General features: G+C 68.4%; 17 protein-coding genes. 9 read left to right on the plus strand and 8 right to left on the minus strand.

What is annotated here, in order from left to right; all coding sequences use genetic code 11:
- Window positions 1-22 precede the first annotated feature (22 nt).
- Together BM310_RS00665 and BM310_RS00670 are read left to right on the plus strand one after the other, a co-directional pair.
- Complete coding sequence (locus BM310_RS00665) at window positions 23-1,198, plus strand: thiolase C-terminal domain-containing protein (RefSeq protein WP_089803824.1); 1,176 nt, start codon at window positions 23-25, stop codon at window positions 1,196-1,198.
- Window positions 1,195-1,626: a Zn-ribbon domain-containing OB-fold protein gene (locus tag BM310_RS00670; protein ID WP_089803825.1), complete on the plus strand. Its 432-nt coding sequence runs from the start codon at window positions 1,195-1,197 to the stop codon at window positions 1,624-1,626. The genes BM310_RS00665 and BM310_RS00670 overlap by 4 nt, the downstream gene beginning before the upstream one ends.
- Before the next feature lie 146 nt (window positions 1,627-1,772).
- On the opposite strand, the gene BM310_RS00675 is transcribed toward BM310_RS00670, so the two are convergent.
- Window positions 1,773-2,555, minus strand: coding sequence for a sulfurtransferase (locus tag BM310_RS00675; protein ID WP_089803826.1), 783 nt, complete (start codon window positions 2,553-2,555; stop codon window positions 1,773-1,775).
- Between the two features lie 242 nt (window positions 2,556-2,797).
- Between BM310_RS00675 and BM310_RS00680 the strand changes: the two genes are divergently transcribed.
- Window positions 2,798-3,658 (plus strand): sulfurtransferase, encoded by an 861-nt coding sequence (locus tag BM310_RS00680; protein WP_089803827.1) that lies wholly within the window; start codon window positions 2,798-2,800, stop codon window positions 3,656-3,658.
- A 118-nt stretch (window positions 3,659-3,776) separates the two neighbouring features.
- Here BM310_RS00680 and BM310_RS00685 read toward each other — a convergent pair whose 3' ends face one another.
- Entirely contained in the window at window positions 3,777-5,261 is a 1,485-nt protein-coding gene (locus BM310_RS00685; RefSeq protein ID WP_245778409.1) for a stage II sporulation protein M, read from the minus strand.
- A gap of 88 nt (window positions 5,262-5,349) precedes the next feature.
- On the opposite strand from BM310_RS00685, the gene BM310_RS00690 reads away from it, so the two are divergent.
- Entirely contained in the window at window positions 5,350-5,967 is a 618-nt protein-coding gene (locus BM310_RS00690) for a transcription antitermination protein (RefSeq protein WP_089803828.1), read from the plus strand.
- A gap of 190 nt (window positions 5,968-6,157) precedes the next feature.
- Here the strand turns inward: BM310_RS00690 and BM310_RS00695 are convergent, their stop codons facing one another.
- A complete protein-coding gene (locus BM310_RS00695) occupies window positions 6,158-6,427 on the minus strand; it encodes a DUF7553 family protein (protein WP_089803829.1) in 270 nt (89 codons plus the stop codon).
- 65 nt (window positions 6,428-6,492) lie between these two features.
- On the minus strand, window positions 6,493-6,768 hold the full coding sequence (locus BM310_RS00700; RefSeq protein ID WP_089803830.1) for a hypothetical protein: 276 nt from the start codon (window positions 6,766-6,768) through the stop codon (window positions 6,493-6,495).
- A gap of 147 nt (window positions 6,769-6,915) precedes the next feature.
- Here BM310_RS00700 and uvrB point away from each other — a divergent pair, with 147 nt between their 5' ends.
- Window positions 6,916-9,018 (plus strand): excinuclease ABC subunit UvrB, encoded by a 2,103-nt coding sequence (gene uvrB / locus BM310_RS00705; protein ID WP_089803831.1) that lies wholly within the window; start codon window positions 6,916-6,918, stop codon window positions 9,016-9,018.
- Between the two features lie 197 nt (window positions 9,019-9,215).
- Here uvrB and BM310_RS00710 read toward each other — a convergent pair whose 3' ends face one another.
- Window positions 9,216-9,836 (minus strand): DUF3426 domain-containing protein, encoded by a 621-nt coding sequence (locus BM310_RS00710; protein ID WP_089803832.1) that lies wholly within the window; start codon window positions 9,834-9,836, stop codon window positions 9,216-9,218.
- Between the two features lie 131 nt (window positions 9,837-9,967).
- Here BM310_RS00710 and BM310_RS00715 point away from each other — a divergent pair, with 131 nt between their 5' ends.
- Together BM310_RS00715 and BM310_RS00720 are read left to right on the plus strand one after the other, a co-directional pair.
- Window positions 9,968-10,351: an NUDIX hydrolase gene (locus BM310_RS00715; protein WP_089803833.1), complete on the plus strand. Its 384-nt coding sequence runs from the start codon at window positions 9,968-9,970 to the stop codon at window positions 10,349-10,351.
- Window positions 10,352-10,604: 253 nt separating this feature from the next.
- Window positions 10,605-11,687, plus strand: a complete 1,083-nt coding sequence (locus BM310_RS00720) for a sulfite exporter TauE/SafE family protein (protein ID WP_089803834.1) — start codon at window positions 10,605-10,607, stop codon at window positions 11,685-11,687.
- A gap of 512 nt (window positions 11,688-12,199) precedes the next feature.
- Here BM310_RS00720 and BM310_RS00725 read toward each other — a convergent pair.
- On the minus strand, window positions 12,200-13,333 hold the full coding sequence (locus BM310_RS00725; protein ID WP_089803835.1) for an SPFH domain-containing protein: 1,134 nt from the start codon (window positions 13,331-13,333) through the stop codon (window positions 12,200-12,202).
- A 105-nt stretch (window positions 13,334-13,438) separates the two neighbouring features.
- Between BM310_RS00725 and BM310_RS00730 the strand changes: the two genes are divergently transcribed.
- Together BM310_RS00730 and BM310_RS00735 are read left to right on the plus strand one after the other, a co-directional pair.
- On the plus strand, window positions 13,439-13,636 hold the full coding sequence (locus tag BM310_RS00730) for a DUF7554 family protein (protein ID WP_089803836.1): 198 nt from the start codon (window positions 13,439-13,441) through the stop codon (window positions 13,634-13,636).
- 73 nt (window positions 13,637-13,709) lie between these two features.
- The gene (locus BM310_RS00735; protein WP_089803837.1) at window positions 13,710-14,222 is read left to right on the plus strand and encodes a 2'-5' RNA ligase family protein; all 513 of its coding nucleotides are present in this window, start codon (window positions 13,710-13,712) and stop codon (window positions 14,220-14,222) included.
- Between the two features lie 27 nt (window positions 14,223-14,249).
- Here the strand turns inward: BM310_RS00735 and BM310_RS00740 are convergent, their stop codons facing one another.
- Together BM310_RS00740 and BM310_RS00745 are read right to left on the minus strand one after the other, a co-directional pair.
- The gene (locus BM310_RS00740; RefSeq protein ID WP_089803838.1) at window positions 14,250-15,608 is read right to left on the minus strand and encodes a cytochrome P450; all 1,359 of its coding nucleotides are present in this window, start codon (window positions 15,606-15,608) and stop codon (window positions 14,250-14,252) included.
- Between the two features lie 156 nt (window positions 15,609-15,764).
- Complete coding sequence (locus BM310_RS00745; RefSeq protein WP_218156413.1) at window positions 15,765-16,244, minus strand: hypothetical protein; 480 nt, start codon at window positions 16,242-16,244, stop codon at window positions 15,765-15,767.
- Between the last annotated feature and the right edge of the window lie 44 nt (window positions 16,245-16,288).

The following is a 16,288-nucleotide window of genomic DNA, read 5'->3' on the forward strand; positions in this document are numbered from 1 at the left end:
GTCGTGACCGTGGTAGGGACGAATGCCAGAGCCAGTCATCGCGTCGGTCGGCGCCTCGCCGATCGGCCGCACGGACCTCCCGGGTCGCGACCTGTTCTCGGTCGCCCTCGCGGAGGCGTTCGACGAACTGCCCGACCCCGCCGACGTCGTGGAGGCGATGTACGTCGGCAACCAGTCGGAGAGCTACGAACACCAGATAATGCACGGGACGCTCCTGGCCGAGTGGGCCGGCCTCCGTCACGTCCCCGCCGAACGAGTCGAGGGATGCGCCGCCGCGGGTGCGCTCGCGCTGCGTAACGCGGTCAAGGACGTCCGCAACGGCGAGCACGAGGCCGTGCTCGCCTGCGGCGTCGAGAAGATGACGTCCGCGGGTACCAGCGGCGCGACGGACGCGCTGTCGGCTGCGTTCGACCGCGCCATCGAGCAGCGCTCCGGCGTCACCGCGCCCAGCCAGTACGCGCTCCTCGCCCAGCGGTACCTCCACGAGACCGACGCCACGGAGCGCGACCTCGCCGAAATCGCGGTGAAGAATCACGCCAACGCCGCTCGCAACCCCCGAGCGCAGTTCCCGAAGGAGATCGACGTGGCGACGGTTCTGGACTCCGACCCCGTCGCCCCGCCGCTGAAGCTCTACGACTGCGCGCCGGTCGGTGACGGTGCCGCGGCCGTCCTCGTGACGACCGCCGAGTTGGCGGCCGACCTCGACTGCCCGCAGGTGCGCGTCGCGGGTAGCGGGGCCTCCGCGAACAACATCGCGGTCGCAGAGCGGAACATGACCGACATCGCGGGCGCTCGCGTCGTCGCCGAGACGGCCTACGAGGAAGCGGGTATCGACGCCGCGGCCGTCGACATCGCGGAGGTCCACGACGCCTTCACCGTCTGCGAGGCGTTGCTCGCGGAGGCCGCCGGCTTCGCCCCCTCGGGAACGGGCTATCAGAGCTACCGGGAACCAGCCGAGCGAGCGGACGGCTGGACGGACGTGCAGTTGAGTCCGAGCGGTGGCCTGAAGGCCCGGGGCCACCCCATCGGCGCGACCGGCCTCCTGCAGGCGCTCGAAGCCTACGAACAGCTCACGGGGGCCGCGGGTGACCGTGCGGTCGAGGGTGCCGAGACGGCCCTCCTGCTCAACGAGGGGGGCGTCGCGGACGCCGTCACCGTCGGCCACGTGCTCACGACGACGGAGGCGGAGGCACGATGACCGACGCCGACCTCGACGCGACCGACCCGCGGACGCTGCCGGGTTTCTTCGACGCCCTCGCGGACGGCGAACTCCTGGGCGGAGTCTGCGCGGACTGCGGACAGGTCCTGTTGCCGCCGCGGCCTGCCTGTTACGCCTGCGGCAGTCGCGCCGTCGACGTCGAACCGCAGTCGCCCGAGGGGCGGGTCTTCTCGTACACGGAGGTCCACACGCCGCCGCCGGCGTTCGCGGCGGACGCGCCCTACACGGTCGCCGTCGTGGAACTCGCGGACGGCGGCCGCCTCCTCGGGCGCGTGGCCGCCGACTACGCCGACGTCGACATCGGCGACCCGGTCGAACTCACGGTGCGCGAGCCGACGAGCGCGGAGCAGGAGGCCGCGCTGGACTACGAGGAGGACTGGCCGGTCCACGTCTTCGAGCTTCGGTGAGAGTCGGGCCCCCGGCTCCACGCCGGTCCGCCGGTGGTCGAACAGGTCGGTCGACGACCCGCTTCGGTTCCGAGCGGGCGCGATAGGCCGTCGCGTGTCCGACACGAGCCGGACGCTCCGACGGATTCCGGAGGACGCCGGCCGTCTCAGGCCGTCTCGACCGGTCCGCCGCGGTCCTCCCACTCGGTGAGGCTCCCCTCGTAGAACGCCACGTCCTCGTAGCCGAGCGAGCGCAAGACGACGTAGGTGTGGCTGATGCGCCGGGCGGTGTTGCAGTAGAGGACGACGCGTCTGTCGGGGGCGATTCCCGCGTCCGCGAGGGCGGCTTCGAGTTCGTCGGCGGACTTCAGCCCGCGCGTCTCGTCGTCCACGAGTTCCCGCCAGTCGAGGTTGACCGCGCCGGGGAGGTGGCCCTCCTCGAACTCCCAGTCCTCGCGGGTGTCCACGACCACGCAGTCGGGGTCGTCCAGACTGTCGCGGACGAACTCGTAGTCCACCAGCGGCGACCGCTCGGGGTCGCGCACCTCGTACGCCGTCGCCGTCACCGCGGAGACGTCGGTGGTCGTCTCCCGGTCACGGTTCCACGCGCTGTAGTCGCCGTCTAGGAGGTGCAGGCGGTCCGGCGGGTGGCCGTACAGTTCCGCGGTGACGAGAAAGCGCGCGGCGAACACGCCGTGAGTGTCGTCGTAGGCGACGAGGTGGTCGTCCGGACCGACGCCCGCCCCGGACAGCAGCGACTCCCACGCGTCCGCGCCGGGGAGCATCCCCTCGTCGCCCTCGGACGACCGGAACTCGTCGAACGGGACGTTGACGGCGCCGGGGAGGTGGCCGATGCCGTCGAACTCCCACGCGTCTCGGACGTCCACGAGGCGAATCTCGTCGCGTCGTGACTCGACCCAATCGGGCGACACGACGACGTTCTCGTACATGCGACGACGTATTCACCCCGGCGTCTTCAACCCGGCTGGTGGGAGTGTCGTTCGCCGGACGTCCGAGAAACAAGAATTCCTTGCCGCTAATCGACCGCAGTTCCGTGTTCGCCCGCCGTCGCCGCGTCCTCGGACGTGACGCGCCCGATTAATGCGGCAACATCGTCCGCATGGCGCGATGATGGGCAGTACACGCCGTAGATGGGGGGATTAAGCCGGATGCGCTCCTAGAAGGGTACGTAATGTCAACCGACGGTTACGCGAAGGACGTGCTCGTCTCGGCGGATTGGGTGGAAGACCACCTCGACGAGTTCCAGTCCGACGACCCGGCGTATCGACTCGTGGAAGTGGACGTGGACACGGAGGCGTACGACGAGGGCCACGCCCCCGGCGCCATCGGCTTCAACTGGGAGACGCAACTGCAGGACCAGACCACCCGCGACATCCTCACGAAGGAGGACTTCGCGGACCTGCTGGGCGGTCACGGCATCTCCGAGGACTCCACCGTCGTCCTCTACGGCGACAACTCCAACTGGTTCGCCGCCTACACCTACTGGCAGTTCAAGTACTACGGCCACGACGACGTCCGCCTCCTGAACGGCGGCCGCGACTACTGGCTGGAGAACGACTACCCGCTGACCGAGGAGATCCCCGACTTCGACGCCGTCGAGTACGCGGCGAAGGGGCCGTTCGAGTCCATCCGCGCGTACCGCGACGACGTGCAACACGCCGTCGACGAGGGCCTGCCCCTCGTGGACGTTCGCTCGCCCGAGGAGTTCTCCGGCGAGATTCTCGCGCCCCCGGGACTGCAGGAGACGGCCCAGCGCGGCGGCCACATCCCCGGCGCCTCGAACATCTCGTGGGCGGCGACGGTCAACGACGACGGGACGTTCAAGTCCGCCGAGGAACTCGACGCACTGTACGGCGACGAGGGCATCGACGGCGACGAGACGACCGTCGCCTACTGCCGCATCGGCGAGCGCTCCTCCATCGCGTGGTTCGCGCTCCACGAACTGCTCGGCTACGACGAAGTCGTCAACTACGACGGCTCGTGGACCGAGTGGGGCAACCTCGTCGGCGCGCCCATCGAGAAGGGCGACTGACTCGGACGCGCCGACCGAACCTGCCTCGGGCGGTTCGACGCCGCGGCTCCGACCACTTTTTGCGCACCGCCGACCGGACGTCGCGATTTCGTGAGAGCGCGGCGTCCGTCGAGGCGGCCTAGCCGCCGAGGACGAACGACGCGACGGCGGGCGTGAGGAACGCCTCCACGAACGCGGCGACGACGAACAGCGGAACCAGTCCGAGGAGGACGCGGTAGGCGCGGCGCACCGCCGCCGCGACGCCGTCGGCGGTGGTCCGCCCGCGCGCCGCGCGGTAGCCGACGCCGCCCAGCCAGAGGCCCAGTCCGCCGCCGAAGACGAGGGCCGGCACCTCGACGACGCCGTGCGGGGCGACCAGGGCGGCGAACGCGACGGGGTCGAACACGCCGCCGAGAGCGCCGACGAGCACGCCGTTGAAGCCGAGGTTCACCACCGCGGGCACGCCGACGGCGATACCGCTGTAGGCGGTGTCGGCGGCGACGAGCCAGTTGTTCGCGGCGAGGTTGACGAACGTCCCCACCGGGAACGCGCCGAACACCTCGCCGACGCCCTCCCGGATGGGCAGCGACGTGTCGTACCGCGCGGTGGCGGCCCACCCGCCGGCGACGCCGCCGCCGAAGACGACGGCCGAACCGAGGTTCGCCAGCGGGTGGTCGCGGACGAACGCGCCCAGCGAACGCAGGCCGCCGCCGAACGCCGCACGACCCCGGTCGAGGAGCGCGGGCGTCGCCGCGCTCGACAGGTCGCGTTCGGCGTACAGCGCCGTCTTGAAGCCGTCCAGTACCGGGCGGACCAGCACCGTCCCGACGAGTGCGGTCACGCGCGTCGCCCCGGCCAGCGAAGCGATGCCGGCGACGGTCACCGTGACGAGGAGGGCACCGAACGCGACGGCGACGTAACCGACGAACGCCTCGGGGCGGCGGAACGGGAACCCCGCGCTCCGGCGGACGGCAGCGACGACGCCCACTCCGTCCACGACGACGGCCTGTTCGGCGAACGCGAACAGGGCGACGACGACCAGCACGAAGAGGATGGCCAGCAGACCGCCGAGCAACAGGGCGACCACTCCCGCCGCGGCGGAGACGGTCGCGAGGCCGAGTCCGAGGAGGCCGACGGGCACCGTGACGGCGGCCAGTGCGACGAGGAGGAGGAGACGGACGCCGAGGAGGGTGAGCCAGTCGCTTCGCGCGCCGACGAGTGCGGCGCGGACGCCGTCGTCGTCGCGGAGCAGTCCGAAGACGGCGTGGAGCGTCGCGGCTCTCGCCGCGCCCGCGACGACGACGGCGAGGAGCGTCGACGCGAGGACGCCGGCGGCGACCAGCAACAGCACGTCGGCCGAGACGAGACTCTGCATCGCATCGACGAGTCCCGGCGAGACGGACTGCGGGTCCACAGAGTCGGCGTCGAGGCCGTCGAGTTCGCGGAGGAGGGCTCCGAGGCGGCCGTCCGCCGCGACGAGGGCGAACGCGGCCATCCCGGCGAGGACGAGTGGGACGCGGGCGACGCCGTACAGTCCGGTCGCGAGGAGGTACACGGGGAGGACCGACGCCGACCGCTCCGTGAGCAGTCGGCCGCCGGCGCGGAGGGCGGTCGTGACGTTCACGGTCGTGTCGTCTCGCCGAACCGTCAAATGGCTACGGGTGTCGAACCTCAACGATGGCTACAAGCGGCGACGCGTCGTACCACGGGGTATGGACGGAACCGACCTCGCAGACCGCGTTCGCGACGACCACGAGACAGCCTTCTCCCGCCTCGGGTCCTCGAAGGCCCTGTACGCCCTCACCGCCGGGGAGATGGAAGCCGACGCCGTCAGGGCCGCCGCCGCGGACGACCAGTACGCCGCCGCCGACCTGTTGGACGACTGGGCGATGGTCGAACACGGCGACGCCGCCCCCCTCCTCGCGGACCTGGCCGAGGAGACGCGCGACCACGCCGAGTCGGTCGAACCCGACGGCTACGAACGGGGCGACGACCCCGCCCTCTACGACCGCCTCGCCTTCGAGGACGACACGCCGGGCCGCCTCGGCGGCCTCCTCGGCCGGTACCTCGTCGTCGCCGAGTACGCCGGGCAGATGGTCGGCTTCTTCGTCGGCGACGCCGACCCCAAGGCCGCCGCGGAGTTCCGCGAACTCCGCACCGCCGTCGAGGACGAACGGGACCGAGTCGTCGAGACCCTCGACGACGTCTGCGAGAGCGACGACGACTGGGATGCCGCGGGCGACGCCGCCGCCGCCGTCGTCGAGGCGGCCTACGACGACTACGTCGAGACGCTGGAGAGCATGGGCGTGAAACCGAAGAACGTCTGCTGACCCGGGTCCTCTCCCGAGGCTTGGCAGCGTCGCCGAGGACGACACGCCCGCCCGCCGACCCCCTCGTTTCCGGTCCGCGTCTCCCCGTGACCGACTCCCGACGCGACGCAGTCTCCCGTTCTCGTCGCTTCTCGGTTCGTGCGAACCGTTCTCAGTCTCCACGCGAAACGGAGGGGTTCGAGAACTGCTCTCAGACGCCCGCGACGCCCTCGCGGTACTCCGACACCTTGTCTCGGGCGGACTCGACCTTCTCTCGGACGCCGCCGTCGGACTGGTCGGCTATCTCCGCGAGGGCGTTCATGTGCCGGGCGAGTCGGCCGTGGTCGGGGCCTCGGTCCGCCGACGCGAGTTTCGAGAGCGTCTCGGCCTGTCCCTCGATGCGTTCTCTCAGGTCGCCTTCCGCCGCCTCCGCCGCCGCGGTCAGGTCGTCGCTCGCCGCTTCGAGTAAGTCACGCGTCATGCGAGAAGAGAGGTCGGCTCCGAGCAAAAAACGGCCGGTCGTCGCGACGAACCGTCCGCACCCGTTCAGTCGTCGTCTCGGCGGTGGCGCAGGTAGATGGCCACGGCGAGTATCGTCTGCGGCCACTGGCCGACGAACAGGGCCCGTTCGGTGTCGCCCTTCACGTAGTACTGGTACATCGAGTAGAGGATGGACGCGACGGCCCCGAAGAGGAACAGGTCGCTGCCCTTCGCCTCCTCGACGTCTTCCTCGACGTTCGTCTCGACGCTCTGTGCGACGTCGTCTGCCGTCTGTTCGAGTTCGTTCTCGCTCTCCGTCGAAGATGATTGAAACAGGCTCATCCACTAAAATCGAGCGAATGTATTCGGTTAATTATATCGGCGAGCGACTTTTCCGTCTCCCTCCCTGCACCCCCGCTCAGCCGCTGTGACCGGCGAGACGGTTCCACCACCGCGCGGCTAAAGTGCCTCCGCCACGTTGACCGAACGATGAGTGATACGTCCGGTTCCGGCGGCGCCCTGACCCCGGACCATCCCGAGGTGGACCGCGAGTTCCGCGTCGACGCGCCGTTCGACCCCGCCGGGGACCAACCCGACGCCATCGAGCAGTTGGCCCGCGGGTTCGAGGAGGGGATGGAGAAGCAGACGCTCCTCGGCGTCACCGGGTCGGGGAAGACGAACACCGTCTCCTGGACCATCGAAGAGGTACAGAAGCCGACGCTCGTCATCGCGCACAACAAGACGCTCGCCGCGCAGTTGTACGAGGAGTTCAAGAACCTCTTCCCCGACAACGCGGTGGAGTACTTCGTCTCCTACTACGACTACTACCAACCGGAGGCGTACGTCGAACAGACGGACACGTACATCGACAAGGACATGTCCATCAACGAGGAGATAGACCGCCTGCGCCACTCGGCCACCCGGTCGCTCCTCACCCGCGACGACGTCGTCGTCGTCGCGTCCGTCTCGGCCATTTACGGGCTGGGCGACCCGTCGAACTACACCGACATGTCGCTCCGACTGGAGGTTGGCGACCGGATGGACCGCGACGAGTTGCTCGCCCGTCTCGTGGACCTGAACTACGAGCGAAACGACGTGGACTTCCAGCAGGGGACGTTCCGCGTCCGCGGCGACACCGTCGAGGTGTTCCCGATGTACGGCCGCTACGCCGTCCGCATCGAGTTCTGGGGCGACGAGGTGGACCGGATGCAGAAGCTCGACCCGCTACAGGGCGAGGTCAAGTCGACCGAACCAGCCGTGATCATCCACCCGGCGGAGCACTACTCCATCCCCGAGGACCAACTGGAACAGGCCATCTCGGAGATAGAGGAACTGATGCACGACCGCGTCCGCTACTTCGAACGGCAGGGTGACCTCGTGGCCGCCCAGCGAATCGAGGAGCGGACGACGTTCGACATCGAGATGCTGCAGGAGACGGGCTACTGTTCGGGCATCGAGAACTACTCGGTCCACATGTCGAACCGGGAGTCCGGCGACCCGCCGTACACGCTCCTCGACTACTTCCCGGACGACTTCCTGACGGTCATCGACGAGTCCCACCAGACGCTCCCGCAGATTCGCGGCCAGTTCGCGGGCGACAAGGCGCGGAAGGACTCGCTCGTGGAGAACGGGTTCCGCCTCCCTACGGCGTACGACAACCGGCCGCTGACGTTCGAGGAGTTCGAGGAGAAGACCGACCAGACGCTGTACGTCTCCGCGACGCCCGGCGACTACGAACGCGAGCACTCCGAGCAGATAGCCGAGCAGATCGTCCGCCCCACCCACCTCGTCGACCCGAAGGTGGAACTCGCCGACGCGACGGGGCAGGTGGACGACCTGATGGACCGCATCGACGAACGCATCGAACGCGACGAACGGACGCTCGTGACCACGCTCACGAAGCGGATGGCCGAGGACCTGACCGAGTACCTCGAAGAGGCCGGCGTCGACGTGGCGTACATGCACGACGAGACCGACACGCTGGAGCGACACGAACTCATCCGCGACCTCAGGCTCGGTCACATCGACGTGCTCGTCGGCATCAACCTCTTGCGCGAGGGACTGGACATCCCCGAAGTCTCGCTGGTGGCCATCCTCGACGCCGACCAGGAGGGCTTCCTCCGGTCGACGACGACGCTCATCCAGACGATGGGGCGGGCGGCCCGAAACGTCGAGGGCGAAGTCGTCCTCTACGCCGACGAGACGACCGACTCGATGAAGGCGGCCATCGAGGAGACCCAGCGTCGCCGCGAGATTCAGCGGGAGTTCAACGAGGAACACGGCCACGAACCGACGACCATCGAGAAGGACGTCGGCGAGACCAACCTCCCCGGCAGCGAGTCGCGGTCCGCGCGGTCCTCGACGGACCAACCGACCGACGAGGACGAGGCGCGCGAACAGGTCGAGTACCTCGAAGAACGGATGCAGGAGGCCGCGGAGAACTTGGAGTTCGAACTCGCCGCGGACATCCGCGACCGCATCCGCGACGTCCGCCGCGAGTTCGACCTGTTCGACGAGGAAGACGGCGTCGAACCCGAGGCGGACCCGCTGGACGCCGACGACGACGGACTCGCGCCGCCGGACGACTTCTGACCGCCTCGACCGGCGGACCGTCGCCGTCGGACGCGACTGCACCGTTGTCGGACGCGGACCTGTCGCTGCCGGATGCGACTGCATCGTTGCCGGACATGAGATGCGTCGCTCCCCGTCGAACGGGTCGCAGAAGTGTGTGACACGCTGGGAACGAGAAGGCCCGCGCGTCGGTCGTGTCGCACCGAAGTCGCGTCGGCTTAGGAACTCGTCGTCGTCGTCTCGTTCATGCTCGTGCCGGTGGCCGTGCCGTTACCGGTCTCGTTGCCGACCGGTTCGTCGTCGGCCGACTGGGCACGGTCGCCGTCGAGTTCGACCGTGTACTTCCGCACTTCGTTCATCTTCGCCTCCTCGAAGACGACGTCGAACTCCCACTCGGCGCCGGCTTCCAGCGTCTGCATCTGCTCCTCTTCGGTCTCGTCGATGAACTCGTAGAGGACTTCGCCCTGGTCGTCCTGCAGCGTCACTTCGACTTCGACGGACTCGTAGGGCACGTCGCCCGTGTTCTCGACGGTCCCGCGGAGACCGACGGCGCTCGCTTCCTCGTAGAGCTCCTCGCTTGCGACCTGAAGCCCCTCCGGGTCGTCGTCGAGGATTTCGCTGTCGAGGTCGCCGAGGTCGTCGCTCTCCGTACCGGTACCGTCGCTCGTCGTGCCGGTGTCTTCGCTCGTCGTGTCGGCGCCGCTGGTCGTCTCCGTGGCGCCGCCACCTGTCTCCGTGTTTCCACTCGAAGTGCCCGAACAGCCCGCCAGCGCGCCTCCGAGCATCGTCGCACCTGTCGCCTTGATGAACTTTCGACGGAACATAGTCGAACTAAGCATCCCAGTGTACCGGAGTGAGCGGGTTAAGTTCGGTGGCCGAGATTATGAATTATACTAATATCGGCCGTAAAAATTGTGTATCGTCGGCGGGGGCCGAACGTTTACTACCGCGTCCGTCCGACGACTACGCGATGGTCGTCTTCGCCGCCGGCGGTGTCCTCGAACGCGACGACGGGCGGCGGTGCGTCCTCCACCGACCGCGATACGACGACTGGGTGCTGCCGAAGGGAACGGTCGAACCCGGCGAGTCGCTGGTGGAGACGGCGCTTCGAGAGGTCACCGAGGAGGCCCAGTGCGACGTGGCACTCGGACCCGTCGCCGGCCGTTTGCAGTACGACGTCGCGGCCGGACCGAAAGTCGTCGTCTTCTGGCGGATGTCGCTCGTCAGAGAGCGGCCGTTCCGGGCGAACGCGGAGGTGGACGAGCGAACCTGGTTCGCGCCGGCCGACGCCTGCGACAGGCTCACGTACGACAACGAGCGCGAACTCCTCCGTCGGACCCTCGACGAGCGCTGACTCGGGTATGGTACTAGGTCTCTATGACCTTCTCTAACCTCAAGACTTTTCACCGATTCGTCGTTAGGGCCGCGTCACGATGGTTTGCACTTCGACGAACCAGAGCGTCGAACTCGACCGTCACGTCCCGCTCCCCACGGGGGGGATCTCCTGAATGCCTGTTCGCACCGACGCCGCGCCGAACAGCCACGCTGCACTCGTTCTCTCCGCTCGGTCACGACCGGACGCCGGTCTGACCCACTGATACACACCAATGAGCTCTAGTTCCTACAGCCGACTGCAGAAGTCGTTCTTGAGGCACCAGCACCTGTTCGTGCTCCTCGCGCCCGTGGCGTTCGTCACCGGCGTCCTCTTGGCCGCGCCGACGGGCGGCGCCGGGGGAATGGACTACTGGCTGGACTACTGGTGGCTGTTCCCGGTGTTCCTCACGGGCGCGACCATCGTGAACACCGTCGGCATCAGCGGGTCGGCGCTGTTCGTGCCGTTCCTCATCTTCATCTTCCCGCTGTTCGCCCAACCGCTGCAACCGGCGACCATCGTCAAGGTGGGCCTCATCAGCGAGGCGTTCGGCCTGTCGAGTTCGTCGGTGGCGTTCGTCCAGTACGGGCTGGTCGACCGCCGACTGGCGCTGACGCTCGTCGGCGGGTCGGTTCCGTTCGTCGTCGCGGGCGCGTTGCTGTCGTTCGTCATCCCCGAGGTGGTGTTCCACTCGCTGCTCGGAATCGCCCTGCTGGCGGCGTCGTACCTGCTGTTCCGCGCCGACCTGGGCCACGGTTCCGAGAGCAGCGACGACTCCGAGGCGGTGGCCGACGGCGGCCAACCCCGTGACCTGCCGAACGACGCCGGCAAACTCGGCCCGGCGGGCGTCCGAACGGACGACGACGGCACCGTCACCCGGGTGGACCGCGAGGGCGACGACTACACGTACACCCGCGGGGGCTACCTCCGTCGCTTCGGCAACTACAGCATCGGCGGACTGTTCCAGGGGCTGGCCGGCTTCGGCGTCGGCGAACTGGGCATCATCTCCATGCTCGGGACGAAAGTCCCCGTCCGCGTCGCCATCGGCACCAACCACATCGTCGTCGCACTCACCGCCGTCCTCGCCTCTCTCGTCCACGTCTTCGGCGGCGGACTGGTCGGCGGCCACTCGCTGAGTCTGGCGACGACGCCGTGGAACATGGTCGTCTTCACCGTCCCGGCGACGGTCATCGGCGGCCAGATTGCGCCCTACGTGTCGAACGCGCTGGAGACGGACACCATCAAGAACGGCGTCGGCGTCCTGTTCGCCGTCATCTCGGTCGCGCTGTTCCTCATGGCCGCGGGCAACGCCTTCTGACGGACGCCCGCCGGCCGACTACTCGTTCTCGTCGGGGTCGCCGTCTTCGTCCTCGTCGACGAGTCCCTCGCCGTCGAGCATCACGCTCTCGCCGTCCGCGCCGGCCATAGTCGGACGCCCGCCGCGACTCGCACAGGCGTGTGGGCCGAACGCGACGACCGGGGGGAGTCGGACCCACCCGACGGCGACGGCTGGTCGTCGTCACACGGTCAGAACGAGCGAGACGCGCGCGTCGGTCGGTCGTTCGGCCGCCCCGCAACTCGACGCTACCCGGTGGCCGTCCGCTACCGTCGTTCGGCCGGCCGTCCCGTCCGCATCTCGACGTAGCGACGGGGCCACGTCCGGAGGTGGCGCTTCAGTCGAGCGACGACGCCGTCCGAGGTAGGCTCTGGTCGCGGTACCGATGCTCCTTGCGGCCCAGTCGAACCGCGTTCGTGGCTCATGTGCTAACCAAGTGCATGATTGTTCATAAACGTTGTGCGACGCGGCCGTCGACGGCCGAGACCGGCCGGTCAGTTCCGCTCGGCCTCTTCGAGGCGAATCTCCGCCTCGCCGGTGTCGCCGTTCGTCAACGCCTGCACCTCCCCGAGTATCTCCTCGATGTCGTCGAGGCCGATGAGTTCGCGCGTCTCCGCGTCGAAGTCGCGACTCTCCAGCGCCGACGACTCCTGCACGTCCGAGTCGGTGAGTTGCCGGCCGTAACGGCCCAGGAGGCTGGTGAGTTCCTGCGGGAGGACGTACGTCGTGGAGGGCGATTCGCCGATGCGGCGCAGGGACTCCAGCCCTCTGTCCACGATGGCGCGTTCGCCCATCGACTCGGCGGATTTCGCGCGAAGGACCGTCGAGATGGCGTCGCCCTGCGCTTCGAGAATCTGACTCTGTTTCTCCCCCTGCGCGCGGATGATGTTCGACTGCTTCTCACCCTCCGCCCGTTCGACGGCGGAGCGTCGTTCGCCCTGCGCTTCGAGAATCATCGCGCGGCGACGGCGTTCGGCGGACGTCTGTTGTTCCATCGCGCTCTGCACGTCCGGCGACGGTTTCACCTCGCTCACCTCGACGGACTCGACTTCGACGCCCCACTCGTCGGTCGGGTCGTTCAACTCCCGGTGGATGCGGCGGTTTATCTCGTCCCGGCGCGACAGCGTCTCGTCGAGTTCCATGTCGCCGATGACGGCTCGGAGCGACGTCTGCGAGAGGTACGACACGGCCGTCTTGTAGTCCTCGACTTCGAGGAACGCCTTCCGGGCGTCCTTCACGCGGATGTAGACGAACGCGTCGGCGGTGACGGGCGAGTTGTCCTCGGTGATAGCCTCCTGCGGCGGCACGTTCAGCGTCTGCGTCCGCATGTCGAACGTGTACGCCCGCGAGACGAACGGCGGGACGATGTTCAGTCCCGGTTCCAACAGGCCTCTGTAGTCGCCGAACACCGTCAGCGCGCGCTTCTCGTAGGCGTTGACGATTTCGACGGCGCTGAACACCGTCGCGACGAGGAGGACGAGGGCGAGGACGCCGACGAGGGCGACGGGGTTCAGGCCGAACACCGCCAACGCGAGGACGAACGCGGCCACGAGTCCCACACCGGTCAGGAGCCAGTCCGGCGGCCCCTGTGCGGACATGCGCCCGAGTTCGCGAAAGAGGTTGGCCATACCCGTCTCTTAGTGCCGACGACATTAAGCTACGTCCCTCGTTCACACGCGCCTGAAACCGTCGCTCCCACAAGACATTTCGAGTTCGGGGACTATTCGACGCACATGCTCCCCGGAACGCGCGGCGACGTCGACGTCGAGGACCTCCTGAAGCTGATTCTGGTTCTCGTCGTCGTCTGGCTCGTCCTCGAAATCGTCGGCGGCGTCCTCGGCATCCTCGGACACCTCCTCGGCCCGCTCCGACCGCTCCTCGGCCTCGTCGTCGTCGCCCTCATCGTCCTCTGGTTGCTGGACCGCCTCTGAGCCTCCGACCCCGTCGACGGCGGTCCGCCCGACAAATCCGACGACTTTTCACCGCCGACGCCGACGCTCGGACGTGTTCAGCCTCAACGTGCCCGTCCCCGGTCAGGTCGAACGCCTCGCGGCGGACCTCCACCCCGCGCTGACCGCGTTCGACAGCATCCGCGAACGCCACTCGCTCGTCGTCAAGCGGTTCGACACGAGCCTCGACCCCGACGCGGACTCGCTCCCCCGTCTCCGCGAACGCCTCCGCGAGACGCTCCGGGGCGTCGCTCCGTTCGAGGCGCACGTCGACGGCATCGACTACTTCGAACGACCCACCCGCGGCGAGGGACCGGTCGTCTACCTCCGCGTCGAGAGTTCGGGGCTGTACGACCTGCACGGGCGACTCTGCGAGTCGTTCGGGACGGTGCCGGAGATGGAGGGCGACGACTACACGCCGCACGTCACCCTCGCTCGCGGCGGCCGCATCGACGACGCCGCGGCACTCGCCGACCGCGAGATAGACGAGATTCGCTGGACCGTCGGCGAGGTGGGCGTCTGGGACTCGCGGTACCGCGAGGACGCCGCGCGCATCCCGCTTCGGTGACGATGCGGTGACGCCGACGCTCGACGCCTACCGCCGTTGCAGTCGCATCCCCATCGGCTCCTCGGGGTGCATCGTCAGCGACCCGCGGAGGTCGAACGGTCTGTCGCGCACGTAGTCGAGTTCGTACTCCTGCGCGACGGTGGCGAGGATGAGTTGCGCCTCCATCATCGAGAACCGCTTGCCGATGCAGTGCCGCGGGCCGCCGCCGAACGGGAAGTACGAGAAGCGCGGCCGCTTCGCGCGGCGTTCGGGGAGCCAGCGGTCGGGGTCGAACTCGTCGGGCGCGTCGTACCACCGCGGCGACCGGTGGACCACCCACTGCGGGAGCATGATGGCCGACCCCGCCGGGACGCGGTAGCCGCCGAGGCGCACGTCCACCTGCGGTTCCCGGAAGATGACGTACACCGGCGGGTACAGCCGCATCGCCTCCTGCAACGCGCGTTCGAGGTAGTCGAACCGCCGCACGTCGGCGACGGTGGGCGTCTCGCCGCCACACACCTCGTCCACCTCCGCCTGCACCGCCGCCTCCGCCTCGGGATGCTGCGAGAGGAGGTAGAACGCGTACGTCAGCGTCAGCGCGGTGGTGTCGTGCCCCGCCAGCAGCATCGTCATCATCTCGTCGCGTATCTGCTGGTCGGTCTGCTCGTTCCGGTTCTTCGCGCGCAGGAGGACCGACAGGAGGTCCATCGGCGGGCCGTCCTCGCCCGCCACCGCCGCCGCGGGGTCGTCCTCCGTGCCGCGGCGTTCGGCGACCACGTCGTCGATGACGCCCTCCAGAATCGAGATGGACTCCTTGTACTCGCGGTTCTCCCGCGTCGGCGCCCAGTCGGGTATCAAAAACCGCATCGGGTCCGGCTCGAAGCGCTTGCCGAGGGGTTCGAGGTTCTCCTGCACCGTGCGGACGCGTTCGTCCGGGAGCGACGACCCGAACATCGCGTCCACGATTATCTTCACCGTGACGCGGGCCATCTCCAACTGCACGTCGCGCACCTCTCCGTCCGCCCAGCCGTCGACCATCGCCGTCGCGTGTTCGGTCATCGTCTCCCCGAGCGAGTCGATGCGCCGGGGGTCGAACGACGGTTGGGCCAGTTCGCGCTGCTTGCGCCACGTCTCCCCCTCGCTCAGGAGCAGTCCGTCACCGAGGAGCGTCCCGATGGCGTCGTCCTGAAAGTCCGGCTTGTGGTACTTCGCGTCGTCGGACACCAGCACCCGCTCGATGTCGGCGGGGTTGGTGAGCATGTACGTGTCCAGCGGACCGAGTCCGAAGTACACCACGTCGCCGTACGCCTCCGACACCTGCGTCAGAAACGTGAAGGGGTCCTTGGCGTACTGTCGGCTGTTTCCGAACAACGGCACGCCCTTGGGCCCCGGGGGTCGGGTACTCATCGGATGGGGGTTAGCGCGGACGCGTATGAACGACTCGGATGTGCTAGAATCTGACAGGTCAGTCCGACGCGCCCGACCGCGTCGTTCGGGGGCGTTCGACCGGACAAATCGGGGCCGATGCGACCGCGAGAGCGAAGCAACGCGGTCGTCGAAGGCTCACGGCCGTCGCTCGAACAGTCGGCCGAACAGGAACGGGTACGTCGCCATGGCGATGGGGACGAACACCCACACCCGACCGGCCAGCAGGTTGTAGTCCGCGAGGAGCACGCTCCACGGCGTCCCCATGACGTAGTGGCCGAACCCGAACTCGAACAGCACCGTCAGCGTCGCCCACAGGAGCCCGATTGCGACGAGTTCTCTCGCCGAGTGGCCCGCGTACCGGTCGAAGTAGAGGTACGCCACCACCGCGAGAGCCGCGAGTAACGACACGGTACTGAGCACGTGCCCCGCGTAGTCGCCGACGGCCGGCGCGAGGACCACCTCTCGGAACGTCGCGTTGAGGAGCGCGACGACCACCAGACCGACCCAGGCCGCGGCGGCGGCGGCCAGCCGAATCGGTCGGAGGCGGCGCTGGCTGTCGGTCGTCGTGCCGGCCGAACCGTCGTCCCTGTACGTGGTCTCTGTCATGTCCTTCACCAAGTGCAGAGAGGTGCTCTCGGACGAAAACGGCCGCACCCGAT

Source organism: Halogeometricum rufum, from assembly GCF_900112175.1.
Taxonomy (GTDB): domain Archaea; phylum Halobacteriota; class Halobacteria; order Halobacteriales; family Haloferacaceae; genus Halogeometricum; species Halogeometricum rufum.